Origin of the sequence: Streptococcus parapneumoniae (assembly GCF_037076355.1) — a bacterium.
GTDB lineage: Bacteria > Bacillota > Bacilli > Lactobacillales > Streptococcaceae > Streptococcus > Streptococcus parapneumoniae.
The window spans coordinates 1,583,318-1,595,366 of record NZ_AP026968.1 but is presented as its reverse complement, the minus strand read 5'-3'; the positions used below and the strand labels follow the sequence as shown (position 1 = coordinate 1,595,366).

Below are 12,049 nucleotides of genomic sequence, written 5' to 3'. Positions count from 1 at the left end.
TGTCCAGATTCAGTTTAAATAGCTAATCTATCAAACAAGACATTTGGTTTTTGCAAAAGAAAGATCTGCTGTCTTTGTGAGTGCAAGGCTGTATTTCCAGTTCAATTTCTTGAACTAGTATAAAATGTGTGTTATAATAATCATACAATTAAATAATAAAGACATTTGGGGTGCTTTAGGCTGAGATGATACCCATTGAACCTGATACAGTTAAGACTGGCGAAGGGAAATGTGAAAAGTTTTTTTCGTATGTCGAAAAGAACGGTCTAATCTTGTAAGCTAAACTCTAATTCCTATCTGTAATTAGAGTTTTTTCTTTTACGAAACTGGATGAAGGTGCTATAAAGCCTTTTGGTAGCTCACCTTGAGCACCCCACTTTTCTTTAAAAAAGGAGTTTTTTTATGTTGAAAAAATGGCAGTTAAAAGATGTTATCTTGCTTGCTTTCTTGTCTATCTTTTTTGGTGGGGTTTTCGTTGGTTCAGGATATGTGTATAATATTCTCAGCCTACTCTTAACACCTCTTGGTTTACAGGCTTTTGCCAATGAAATCCTTTTTGGACTCTGGTGTATGGCTGCGCCCATTGCTGCCATCTTTGTTCCGAGAGTCGGAAGTGCAACGATTGGAGAAGTGCTAGCTGCGCTTGCTGAAGTCCTTTATGGTAGCCAATTCGGTCTAGGTGCCCTTTTGTCCGGCTTGGTTCAAGGTTTGGGAAGTGAACTTGGTTTTATCGTAACTAGAAATCGCTATGAAAGTTGGCTCTCTCTAACTGCTAATAGTATTGGGATTACGCTTGTTAGCTTTATCTATGAATACATTAAGTTAGGTTACTACGCCTTTTCACTTCCGTTTGTCCTTTCCTTGCTTGTGGTACGTTTTATTTCTGTTTATTTCTTCTGTACCATTTTGGTTCGTGCCATTGTCAAACTCTATCATCAGTTTGCAACTGGAGGAAAGGCATAGATGGGGCTGGAATTACGGGAGATTCAGTCCCCAATCTTCTTTGAGCCGATTGATTTTACTTTTCATGCGCAAGCCTTTACCTTGTTAGTTGGGAGCAGTGGTTCTGGAAAATCGAGTCTCTTTCAAATGATTGCCCAAGTCAGTTCTCTTCCCTATAGCGGTCAAGTTCTGATAGATGAGAGCGAGGTCAGTCAGCTTTCTATCGTCAAACGTGTCCAGACGGTTGGCATTCTCTTTCAAAATCCCAATCATCAATTTACCATGGAGAGCTTGTTTGAGGAGCTGATTTTTACCTTGGAGAATATCGGCTATCCCGTTCAGGAAATTGATTCTAAAATAGCAGAGGTTGTCCAGCAATGTCGTTGCAAGGACATCTTGCACCGTCCCATCCATCACTTATCAGGTGGAGAAAAGCAAAAGGCTGCTTTGGCTGTTCTCTTTGCTATGAATCCTAGGGTCTATCTATTAGATGAGCCCTTTGCTTCCATTGATCGCAAGAGTAGGATAGAGATATTGGAGATTCTAAAAGAGTTGGTCTCTAATGGGAAGACAGTTATTTTGTGCGACCATGATTTATCTGATTATGAAGCCTATATCGACCATATGGTGGAGCTAAGAGACGGACAACTAAGGGAAGTGTTTCAAATCCCTTCCTCTGAGATGACACAGATTTCTTCAAAGAATGTTGCTTCTAGTCCAGAACTATTCCATATGGATCGAATGACTTGTGAGCTGGATAAGCGCTCCCTCTTTTCGATTGCGGATTTTACATTCTACCAAGGAATTTCTTGTATCTTGGGTGATAATGGTGTCGGGAAATCAACCCTCTTTCGGTCTATTCTTCAATTTCAAAAGTATAAGGGGCGCATTACCTGGAAGGGGACAGTCCTGAAAAAGAAAAAGAGTTTGTACCGTGACCTGACGGGTGTTGTTCAGGAAGCTGAGAAACAGTTTATCCGAGTCAGTCTGCGAGAGGAACTTCAATTAGATGGACCTGATTCTGAAAGAAATCAGCGAATTTTCCAAGCTTTACAATATTTTGATCTGGAGCAGGCTCTTGATAAGAGTCCCTATCAATTAAGTGGTGGCCAGCAAAAGATTTTTCAGCTCTTGACCATCTTGACCAGCAAGGCTTCTGTGATCTTGCTAGATGAACCTTTTGCAGGTTTGGATGATAGATCTTGCCATTATTTTTGTCAGTGGATTGTGGAGGAGAGCAATCAAGGAAGAAGTTTTCTGATCATTAGCCATCGTTTAGATCCTTTGATCTCTGTGGTTGATTATTGGATTGAGATGACTAGTCAGGGGCTCAGTCATGTGAAAGAAGTGACAATTACCAAACCACTTACATCTCAGAGTAGCAATATCCAAGGGGAGGTGAGATAGTATGGTCAAAGTAGCAACCCAGACACCGATTATCAGTCTCTTCTTGCTGATTTTATCCTTGGAAACATCTTTCATTCCTTCGATTGCTCTGAATCTTTCGGTAGTCGCATTCTGTATTCTCTTTATGGTCTATTGCCGTCGATTTAAAGTATTGGTTTGGATGATTCTGATTGCCATTTTGCCATCCTTTGCCAACTACTGGGCAGTTCAGTTACATGGGGATGCTTCGCAGGCAGTCATACTTGGAACGAGGGCCTTTGTGACCGTTTGTATCGGACTTGTCTTTATTTCCTCTATTTCACTAAAAGAGCTTCTCTTGTACTTGGCTCAAAAGGGGCTATCACGCTCTTGGTCCTATGCCTTGATTGTGGTATTCAATTCCTTCCCCCTCATTCAGCAAGAAATCAAGTCCCTAAAAGAAGCTTGCCTATTACGTGGTCAAGAACTGCATTTTTGGTCGCCCTTGATTTACAGCAAGGTTCTGATGACAGTCTTTAGGTGGCGCCATCTTTACCTGAGAGCCTTATCGGCGCATGGATATGACGAACATGCACAGGTGGAGAATAGCTATCGGACTTTTTATATTCCTCAAAGGACACTATTCATCTACCTGCTGTTCTTTTTATTGCTTCAAACCAGTCTATTTTTATAAAGGAGTTATTATGGAATTTACAGATATTGCGATGGAATTATCCAAGGAAGCTTGGCAGGCTTCCTTTCATCATCCCTTTGTTTTACAGTTGCAAGAGGGAAATTTAGAACCTGCCATTTTCCGCTATTACCTGATTCAGGATGCCTACTATCTGAAGGCCTTCTCAGAAATCTATCACCTTTTGGCTGATAAGACTTCAAACCAAGAGATGAAAAGACTCTTGAAACAAAATGCTCAGAGTTTAGTGGAGGGTGAGTTATTTATCCGCCAACAATTTTTCAAGGAATTGGAAATCAGCGACCAGGAAATGGAGCAACATCCAATCGCTCCAACTTGTTATCATTACATTTCGCACATTTATCGTCAATTTGCAGAGCCAAACTTAGCCATCGCTTTTGCAAGTTTGCTTCCTTGTCCTTGGTTATACCATGATATAGGGAAATCACTTAATCTTAAACCATCACCAAATCCTCTCTACCAACAATGGATTGAAACTTATATTACGGATGAGTTAGAGCAACAGATCAGAGAGGAGGGAGCGCTGGTCAATCAGCTCTATCGAGAAAGTGACGAGACAGACAAGAAAAAAATGCTAGATGCCTTCCACATCAGTGTTCACATGGAAGCCAAGTTTTGGGAGATGGCTTACCAACACCAGACATGGAAGAGCGATTTACAGTCTTTAGAAAAAGGAGAAGAATAGGAATATGAGAAAACACCAACTACAAGTTCACAAATTAACCATTTTATCTATGATGATTGCCCTTGATGTAGTCCTTACGCCTATCTTTCGAATTGAGGGAATGGCACCGATGTCCAGTGTAGTCAATATTCTAGCTGGAATCATGATGGGACCTGTTTATGCTTTGGTTATGGCTACAGTGACAGCCTTTATCCGTATGACTACTCAAGGGATTCCACCTTTAGCTCTCACAGGAGCGACTTTTGGAGCCCTCCTTGCAGGTTTCTTTTATAAGTATGGTCGAAAATTTCATTATTCCGCTCTAGGAGAAATTTTGGGAACAGGTATTATTGGTTCTATTGTTTCCTATCCTGTTATGGTACTCTTTACAGGATCGGCTGCTAAGCTTAGCTGGTTTATCTACACGCCTCGATTTTTCGGAGCGACCTTGATTGGTACAGCGATTTCCTTTATTGCCTTTCGATTTTTAATCAAGCAGGAATTCTTTAAAAAAGTGCAGGGATATTTCTTTGCTGAAAGGATAGACTGATGCAGGCATTTACAAACCCTTTTCCTATAGGCTCTAGTTCCCTCATTCACTGTATTACCAATGAGATTTCTTGTGAGATGCTGGCAAATGGGATTTTGGCTCTGGGATGCAAACCTGTCATGGCAGATGATCCCCGTGAGGTTCTTGATTTTACTAAGCAAAGCCAGGCTCTCTTCATCAATTTAGGGCATTTGTCAGCTGAGAAGGAAAAAGCAATCCGCATGGCAGCTTCTTATGCAACTCAAGTTTCTCTCCCAATGGTAGTAGATGCGGTTGGTGTATCAGCGTCGCCCATTCGTAAGAGCTTAGTTAAAGACCTTTTAGACTATAGACCTACGGTCCTTAAAGGAAACATGTCAGAAATTCGAAGTCTTGTTGGATTAAAACATCACGGCGTTGGGGTCGATGCGAGTGCTAAAGACCAAGAAACTGAGGATTTACTTCAAGTCTTGAAAGACTGGTGTCAGACCTATCCTGGTATATCATTCTTAGTCACAGGCTCCAGAGATCTCATCGTTTCGGAGAATCAAGTTGCTGTACTGGGAAATGGCTGTGCAGAATTAGACTGGATAACAGGGACAGGAGATTTGGTTGGAGCCTTAACAGCCGTTTTTCTCAGCCAAGGAAAGACTGGTTTTGAAGCTTCTTGCTTAGCAGTCTCTTATCTTAACATTGCTGCTGAGAGAATAGTTGTTCAAGGAATGGGATTGGAAGAATTTCGTTACCGAGTACTCAATCAGCTTTCGCTTCTAAGAAGAGATAAAAACTGGTTAGATGCCATCAAAGGAGATGTTTATGAATAGAGAAGCACTTAGACTATATCTGGTAACCAATCGCTATCAAGATTCCGTGGAAAGCTTTCTTGAAAAGGTTGAGACAGCCTGCCGTTCAGGGGTTACCATAGTCCAATTACGAGAAAAAAATCTCACAACCAATCAATATTATCAACTGGCAAAACAAGTCAAGGAAATAACAGATGCCTATCAGGTACCCTTGATAATCGATGATCGGTTGGATATCTGTCTTGCAGTCGATGCAGCAGGTCTGCATATCGGAGATGATGAATTACCAGTTTCGGTTGCCCGACAAGTCTTGGGCCCTGACAAAATCCTCGGTGTCACCGCTAAAACGGTTAAAAGAGCTCTGGAAGCGGAGAAATCAGGTGCAGATTACTTGGGTACAGGAGCCATTTTCCCAACTACCACCAAGGAAAATGCGCCCATCACTCTGATATCGACCTTGAAAACAATTTGCCAAACGGTTGCCATTCCAGTAGTTGCTATTGGAGGCTTGACTTCAGAGAATATTGACCAACTTATCGGCACGGGTATAGCTGGAGTAGCAGTCGTACGCGATCTGATGCAGGCAGAAGATATTGAGGCAAAAACCCAAGCCTTTTTATCAAAGCTGGATGACATTATTTCCTAACTAATACTCAATGAAAATTAAAGAGCAAACTAGGAAGCTAGCCGCAGGTTGCTCAAAGCCCTGCCTTGAGGTTTTAGATAAGATTGATGAAGTCAGCTCAAAATAGTGTTTTGAGGTTGCAGATGGAAGCTGACGTAGTTTGAAGAGATTTTCGAAGAGTATAAAAACTCTCTAATTCCCTTAAAGTGGGAACTAGAGAGTTTTTTCTTAATCTTTAAAAGTTGTATGGTTGACTGGGCCAGAACCATGACCGAGTTGCGGAGCATCTTGGATGGCTTTCGTAATAAAGGCCTTGGCCTTATCAACTGCCTGATAGAGAGTCTTGCCCTTGGCTAGTTCAGCCGTAATTACTGCAGCAAAGGTACATCCAGTACCATGGGTGTGACAGGTTTGAATTCTTGGGCTTTCCCAGAAAAATTGGTCATCCTTGGTAAAGAGGAAATCCTTGGCACCGCCTTCGAGATGCCCACCTTTGATGACGACAGACTGAGGACCAAATTCTTTTAAAATTAGGCGACCAGCACGCTGCATGTCTTCAGGATCATGGATTGAAAAACCAACAATCTCTTCTGCCTCAGGAAGATTTGGCGTAATAATCGTTGCTAGAGGTAGTAAGTTTGTTTTGAGATAGTCTCTAGCAACTGAGTCGATCAAGGCATCTCCACTTGTAGCAACCATAACAGGATCAAGGACATAGGGACAATCCAGTTTTTTAAGATAGGGTTGGATGATTTCCATGATTTCGGTAGTTGCCAACATCCCAGTTTTTACAGCCTGAGGTGGAATATCAGAAAAGACACTGTCCAATTGGGCTTCCAACATTTGAGGAGAAACGTGCTCGATTAGCTGAACACCTCTGGTATTTTGAGCAACAAGGCTAGTCACAACGGCCATTCCATAGACATCTCTCGCTTGGAATGACTTTAAATCAGCCATAACGCCAGCACCGCCACTTGGGTCAGTTCCTGCAATGGTCAAAGCAACGGGTAAATAAGTCATCTAAAACCTCCCAACCAACTGAAGTTTGTATTCTTAAGAACAAGCTAATCTGTTTCAGGAAGGCAATAGAAGACTGCTAGTCCCCATTATCATTTCCACTTCCATCAGCTAGCATTACCTAGATTGAGTCAAAGGGTCTAACAGTCGTTAATCTCAGCTTTACGCACCCCTAGTGGTTGTTTTCTTTTTTCTTTAGTATAGCATATTTTTATTGTTTATATAGTAATATTTGACTGCAAATCGCTTTTCAAATGATTAAAATCCTATTTTTCGACAAAAAGATTGATTTTATGATTGACGAATGTAGATTTTTGAAGTATACTAATAACTGTAATTGACAAATGTAGATTTTGGAGGTGTGATGATGCAGATTTCAGATGCAGAATGGCAGGTCATGAAGATTATTTGGATGCAGGGGGAGCAGACCAGTTCAGATTTGATCAGGGTTCTGGCGGAGCGGTTCGACTGGTCCAAGTCAACCATTCAAACTCTCTTGGCTCGTTTGGTTGAGAAAGAGTGTCTGACAAGGAAAAAAGAAGGCAAGTCCTTTGTCTATTCAGCCCTTTTAACTTTGGATCAAAGTCGAGATTTACTTGTCCAAGATATTAAAGACAAGGTTTGTTCCCGTAGGATTAAGAACTTGTTGGCTGATTTGATTGCTGAATGTGATTTTACTCTGGCTGATTTGGAAGACTTGGAAGCTGTGATTTCTGAGAAGAAATCAAGCGCTGTAACAGAAGTAAAATGTAATTGTATGTAAAGGAGACGTCATGTTAAATAGTATTGTAACCATTATTTGTATTGCCCTTATCGCGTTTATCTTGTTTTGGTTTTTCAAAAAGCCTGAAAAATCTGGACAAAAGGCCCAGCAAAAAAACGGCTACCAAGAGATTCGAGTGGAAGTCATGGGAGGCTATACGCCTGAGTTGATTATCCTCAAGAAATCAGTACCAGCCCGCATTGTCTTTGACCGTAAGGATCCTTCACCCTGTCTGGACCAAATTGTTTTTCCAGATTTTGGTGTACATGCGGACCTGCCAATGGGTGAAGAGTATGTAGTGGAAATCACGCCTGAGCAGGCTGGAGAGTATGGTTTCTCTTGTGGCATGAATATGATGCACGGCAAGATGATTGTAGAATAGGAGAATGATATGACTGAAATTGTAAAAGCAAGTCTTGAAAATGGTGTTCAAAAAATCCGTATCACGGCAGACAAAGGCTACCATCCAGCCCACATTCAACTGCAAAAAGGAGTTCCTGCTGAGATTATCTTTCATCGTGCTACTCCTTCAAACTGTTATAAGGAAATTCTTTTTGAAGAAGAAGGCATCTTGGAACCAATCGGCGTGGATGAGGAGAAAGTCATTCGTTTTACACCTCAAGAATTAGGCCAACATGAATTTTCTTGTGGCATGAAGATGCAAAAGGGGAGTTATACCGTAGTTGAGAAGACTCGAAAATCTCTATCACTTTTACAGCGTTTTTGGATTACTAGTATCTTTACTGTGCCTCTTGTGATTCTCATGATTGGGATGTCGACAGGAGGAATTAGTCACCAAGTCATGCGTTGGGGCACCTTTTTAGCCACAACACCGATTATGCTAGTAGCAGGTGGTCCTTATATCCAAAGTGCTTGGGCTAGTTTTAAAAAGCACAATGCCAACATGGATACCTTGGTTGCTCTGGGAACCCTAGTGGCCTATTTCTATAGCTTAGTTGCCCTCTTCGCTGGCCTCCCCGTTTACTTTGAAAGTGCTGCATTTATCTTCTTCTTCGTTCTTATGGGAGCCGTTTTTGAGGAGAAAATGCGGAAAAATACTTCCCAAGCTGTGGAGAAATTACTTGACTTGCAGGCTAAAACTGCAGAAGTCTTGCGTGAGGATAACTATGTTCAAGTCCCTTTGGAGCAAGTCAAGGTAGGTGACCTGATTCGAGTGCGTCCCGGTGAAAAGATTGCTGTTGATGGTGTTGTAGTCGAAGGTGTGTCCAGTATTGATGAATCCATGGTGACAGGTGAGAGCCTACCAGTGGACAAGACAGTTGGAGATACCGTCATTGGTTCAACCATTAATAACAGTGGAACACTTGTTTTTAGAGCAGAAAAAGTTGGTTCAGAGACTGTTTTGGCTCAGATTGTCGATTTTGTGAAGAAAGCTCAGACCAGTCGTGCGCCGATTCAGGACTTGACGGATAAAATTTCAGGCATTTTTGTCCCAGCAGTTGTCATTTTAGGGATTGTGACCTTTTGGATTTGGTTCGTCTTGCTCAGGGATAGTGTAGTCGTGCTTGGAGCGAGCTTTGTGTCTTCGCTTCTCTACGGAGTGGCGGTTTTGATTATCGCCTGTCCTTGTGCATTGGGACTTGCAACACCGACAGCCCTTATGGTGGGGACAGGACGCAGTGCCAAGATGGGAGTTCTCCTAAAAAATGGAATGGTTCTACAGGAAATCCAGAAAGTTCAAACTCTTGTCTTTGATAAAACAGGGACTTTAACAGAAGGGAAACCTGTGGTCACAGATATCATCGGCGACGAAGTAGAAGTGCTTGGATTGGCAGCTTCCTTGGAAGAAGCTTCTCAACACCCACTGGCTGAGGCTATTGTTAAGCGAGCGACTGAAACTGGACTTGTGCTTCACACTGTGGAAAATTTCCAAGCCTTGCACGGAAAAGGTGTTTCAGGGAAAATCAATGGAAAACAAGTTTTACTTGGAAATGCTAAAATGCTGGATGGCATGGATATTTCTAGCACTTATCAAGATAAACTAGAAGAACTGGAAAAAGAAGCTAAGACAGTTGTGTTTTTGGCTGTGGACAATGAAATCAAAGGCTTGCTTGCTTTGCAAGATATCCCTAAGGAAAATGCTAAGCTTGCCATCAGTCAGTTGAAAAAACGAGGTCTTAAAACAGTCATGCTGACAGGAGACAATGCAGGTGTGGCGCGTGCTATTGCCGATCAGATCGGAATCGAAGAGGTCATTGCAGGTGTCTTACCAGAAGAAAAAGCCCATGAAATCCATAAACTACAAGCGACTGGAAAAGTAGCCTTTGTTGGGGATGGTATCAATGACGCTCCTGCTCTCAGTGTAGCAGATGTGGGGATTGCTATGGGAGCTGGAACAGATATTGCCATCGAGTCAGCAGATTTAGTGTTGACAACCAATAATCTTTTAGGAGTGGTTCGTGCCTTTGATATGAGTAAGAAAACTTTTCATCGTATTCTGCTCAATCTTTTCTGGGCCTTTATCTACAATGTCGTCGGAATTCCGATTGCAGCAGGAGTCTTTTCAGGTGTTGGACTGGCTCTCAATCCAGAATTAGCAGGTCTAGCTATGGCCTTTAGTTCTGTATCTGTTCTGACCAGTTCTCTTCTCTTAAACTTTACTAAAATAGACTAAAAGTAATGACTAGATTTCTTTGTTATAAAACAGGAATGACAGCACTTTCAAAACTGTATTAGAATAGAGAATAGAGAGTTTTGAGCAGATTTTTAGAAAAGTCAGCATAAATATGATACAGTGGAATAGTAAAAATTTGGAGAACGTTTCCAATTCTATGTAATCGTATTCTCCAAGTCTAAAAAAATTGAAGGAGAGTTATCACTATGACTCAAGGGAAAATTACTGCATCTGCAGCAATGCTTAACGTATTGAAAACATGGGGCGTAGATACAATCTACGGTATCCCATCAGGAACACTCAGCTCATTGATGGACGCTTTGGCTGAAGACAAAGATATCCGCTTCTTGCAAGTTCGCCACGAAGAAACAGGTGCTCTTGCAGCGGTTATGCAAGCTAAATTCGGCGGCTCAATCGGGGTTGCAGTTGGTTCAGGTGGTCCAGGTGCGACTCACTTGATTAACGGTGTTTACGATGCAGCTATGGATAACACTCCATTCCTAGCGATCCTTGGATCACGTCCAGTTAACGAATTGAACATGGATGCTTTCCAAGAATTGAACCAAAACCCAATGTACAACGGTATCGCTGTATACAACAAACGTGTAGCTTACGCTGAGCAATTGCCAAAAGTAATCGACGAAGCTTGCCGTGCTGCAGTTTCTAAAAAAGGTCCAGCTGTTGTTGAAATCCCAGTAAACTTCGGTTTCCAAGAAATCGATGAAAACTCATACTACGGTTCAGGTTCATACGAACGTTCATTCATCGCTCCTGCTTTGAACGAAGTTGAAATCGACAAAGCTGTTGAAATCTTGAACAATGCTGAACGTCCAGTTATCTATGCTGGTTACGGTGGTGTTAAAGCTGGTGAAGTGATTACTGAATTGTCACGTAAAATCAAAGCACCAATCATCACAACTGGTAAAAACTTTGAAGCTTTCGAATGGAACTATGAAGGTTTGACAGGTTCTGCTTACCGTGTTGGTTGGAAACCAGCCAACGAAGTGGTCTTTGAAGCAGACACAGTTCTTTTCCTTGGTTCAAACTTCCCATTTGCTGAAGTTTACGAAGCATTCAAGAACACTGAAAAATTCATCCAAGTTGATATTGACCCTTACAAACTTGGTAAACGTCACGCCCTTGACGCTTCAATCCTTGGTGACGCAGGTCAAGCAGCTAAAGCTATCCTTGACAAAGTGAACCCAGTTGAATCTACTCCATGGTGGCGTGCAAACGTTAAGAACAACCAAAACTGGCGTGATTACATGAACAAACTCGAAGGTAAAACTGAGGGTGAATTGCAATTGTACCAAGTTTACAATGCAATCAACAAACATGCTGATCAAGACGCTATCTACTCAATCGACGTAGGTGACACTACTCAAACATCTACTCGTCACCTTCACATGACACCTAAGAACATGTGGCGTACATCTCCACTCTTTGCGACAATGGGTATTGCACTTCCTGGTGGTATCGCTGCTAAGAAAGACAATCCAGATCGCCAAGTATGGAACATCATGGGTGACGGTGCATTCAACATGTGCTACCCAGACGTTATCACAAACGTTCAATACGACCTTCCAGTTATCAACGTTGTCTTCTCAAATGGTAAATATGCCTTCATCAAGGACAAATACGAAGACACAAACAAACACTTGTTTGGTTGTGACTTCCCTAATGCTGACTATGCGAAAATCGCTGAAGCGCAAGGAGCTGTTGGATTTACAGTTGACCGTATCGAAGACATCGATGCAGTTGTTGCAGAAGCTGTTAAATTGAACAAAGAAGGTAAAACTGTTGTTATCGATGCTCGCATCAGTCAACACCGTCCACTTCCAGTAGAAGTACTTGAATTGGATCCAAAACTTTACTCAGAAGAAGCAATCAAAGCCTTCAAAGAAAAATACGAAGCAGAAGAACTCGTACCATTCCGTCTCTTCTTGGAAGAAGAAGGATTGCAATCACGCGCAATTAAATAATTTCTCTCGTCG

General features: G+C 41.9%; 12 protein-coding genes and 2 riboswitches. Of the genes, 11 read left to right on the top strand and 1 reads right to left on the bottom strand.

Translation table 11 applies throughout. From position 1 onward, the window contains the following. Positions 1-156: 156 nt before the first annotated feature. A riboswitch (TPP riboswitch) is annotated at positions 157-245 on the top strand. 157 nt (positions 246-402) lie between these two features. Genes SP4011_RS08275 through thiE form a run of 7 tightly spaced genes read left to right on the top strand, consistent with a single transcriptional unit; the run spans position 403 to position 5,661 of the window. Next, complete coding sequence (locus SP4011_RS08275; RefSeq protein ID WP_050108240.1) at positions 403-963, top strand: ECF transporter S component; 561 nt, start codon at positions 403-405, stop codon at positions 961-963. Next, complete coding sequence (locus SP4011_RS08270) at positions 964-2,349, top strand: ABC transporter ATP-binding protein (RefSeq protein WP_333503308.1); 1,386 nt, start codon at positions 964-966, stop codon at positions 2,347-2,349. 1 nt (position 2,350) lies between these two features. Further along, a complete protein-coding gene (locus SP4011_RS08265) occupies positions 2,351-3,001 on the top strand; it encodes an energy-coupling factor transporter transmembrane component T (RefSeq protein WP_333503309.1) in 651 nt (216 codons plus the stop codon). Between the two features lie 10 nt (positions 3,002-3,011). After that, complete coding sequence (tenA, locus tag SP4011_RS08260; RefSeq protein WP_333503310.1) at positions 3,012-3,704, top strand: thiaminase II; 693 nt, start codon at positions 3,012-3,014, stop codon at positions 3,702-3,704. 4 nt (positions 3,705-3,708) lie between these two features. Next, positions 3,709-4,233 (top strand): energy coupling factor transporter S component ThiW, encoded by a 525-nt coding sequence (thiW, locus tag SP4011_RS08255; protein WP_333503311.1) that lies wholly within the window; start codon positions 3,709-3,711, stop codon positions 4,231-4,233. Further along, the gene (locus SP4011_RS08250) at positions 4,233-5,036 is read left to right on the top strand and encodes a hydroxyethylthiazole kinase (RefSeq protein ID WP_338618739.1); all 804 of its coding nucleotides are present in this window, start codon (positions 4,233-4,235) and stop codon (positions 5,034-5,036) included. The genes thiW and SP4011_RS08250 overlap by 1 nt, the downstream gene beginning before the upstream one ends. Next, positions 5,029-5,661 (top strand): thiamine phosphate synthase, encoded by a 633-nt coding sequence (gene thiE / locus SP4011_RS08245; RefSeq protein ID WP_050242365.1) that lies wholly within the window; start codon positions 5,029-5,031, stop codon positions 5,659-5,661. Before SP4011_RS08250 ends, thiE begins: the two co-directional genes overlap by 8 nt. A gap of 207 nt (positions 5,662-5,868) precedes the next feature. Here thiE and thiD read toward each other — a convergent pair whose 3' ends face one another. Continuing rightward, complete coding sequence (gene thiD, locus SP4011_RS08240) at positions 5,869-6,660, bottom strand: bifunctional hydroxymethylpyrimidine kinase/phosphomethylpyrimidine kinase (protein WP_050242366.1); 792 nt, start codon at positions 6,658-6,660, stop codon at positions 5,869-5,871. An 83-nt stretch (positions 6,661-6,743) separates the two neighbouring features. Further along, positions 6,744-6,841: riboswitch (TPP riboswitch) on the bottom strand. A gap of 183 nt (positions 6,842-7,024) precedes the next feature. Here thiD and SP4011_RS08235 point away from each other — a divergent pair. The 4 genes from SP4011_RS08235 (at position 7,025) to spxB (ending at position 12,037) form a co-directional block, all read left to right on the top strand. Then, positions 7,025-7,420, top strand: a complete 396-nt coding sequence (locus SP4011_RS08235) for a CopY/TcrY family copper transport repressor (RefSeq protein ID WP_338620413.1) — start codon at positions 7,025-7,027, stop codon at positions 7,418-7,420. A gap of 10 nt (positions 7,421-7,430) precedes the next feature. Next, positions 7,431-7,802: a cupredoxin domain-containing protein gene (locus SP4011_RS08230; RefSeq protein ID WP_000935061.1), complete on the top strand. Its 372-nt coding sequence runs from the start codon at positions 7,431-7,433 to the stop codon at positions 7,800-7,802. A gap of 9 nt (positions 7,803-7,811) precedes the next feature. Next, a complete protein-coding gene (locus tag SP4011_RS08225) occupies positions 7,812-10,055 on the top strand; it encodes a heavy metal translocating P-type ATPase (protein ID WP_338618737.1) in 2,244 nt (747 codons plus the stop codon). Between the two features lie 206 nt (positions 10,056-10,261). Beyond that, positions 10,262-12,037: a pyruvate oxidase gene (gene spxB / locus SP4011_RS08220; protein WP_338618736.1), complete on the top strand. Its 1,776-nt coding sequence runs from the start codon at positions 10,262-10,264 to the stop codon at positions 12,035-12,037. Positions 12,038-12,049: the final 12 nt, after the last annotated feature.

Bases quoted from the DNA above. Each gene is read 5' to 3' on its own strand.
- thiE (WP_050242365.1), top strand. From the start codon at position 5,029: ATGAATAGAGAAGCACTTAGACTATATCTGGTAACCAATCGCTATCAA.
- SP4011_RS08270 (WP_333503308.1), top strand. From the start codon at position 964: ATGGGGCTGGAATTACGGGAGATTCAGTCCCCAATCTTCTTTGAGCCG.
- thiD (WP_050242366.1), bottom strand. From the start codon at position 6,660: ATGACTTATTTACCCGTTGCTTTGACCATTGCAGGAACTGACCCAAGT.
- tenA (WP_333503310.1), top strand. From the start codon at position 3,012: ATGGAATTTACAGATATTGCGATGGAATTATCCAAGGAAGCTTGGCAG.
- SP4011_RS08265 (WP_333503309.1), top strand. From the start codon at position 2,351: ATGGTCAAAGTAGCAACCCAGACACCGATTATCAGTCTCTTCTTGCTG.
- SP4011_RS08225 (WP_338618737.1), top strand. From the start codon at position 7,812: ATGACTGAAATTGTAAAAGCAAGTCTTGAAAATGGTGTTCAAAAAATC.
- SP4011_RS08275 (WP_050108240.1), top strand. From the start codon at position 403: ATGTTGAAAAAATGGCAGTTAAAAGATGTTATCTTGCTTGCTTTCTTG.
- SP4011_RS08250 (WP_338618739.1), top strand. From the start codon at position 4,233: ATGCAGGCATTTACAAACCCTTTTCCTATAGGCTCTAGTTCCCTCATT.
- thiW (WP_333503311.1), top strand. From the start codon at position 3,709: ATGAGAAAACACCAACTACAAGTTCACAAATTAACCATTTTATCTATG.
- SP4011_RS08230 (WP_000935061.1), top strand. From the start codon at position 7,431: ATGTTAAATAGTATTGTAACCATTATTTGTATTGCCCTTATCGCGTTT.
- spxB (WP_338618736.1), top strand. From the start codon at position 10,262: ATGACTCAAGGGAAAATTACTGCATCTGCAGCAATGCTTAACGTATTG.
- SP4011_RS08235 (WP_338620413.1), top strand. From the start codon at position 7,025: ATGCAGATTTCAGATGCAGAATGGCAGGTCATGAAGATTATTTGGATG.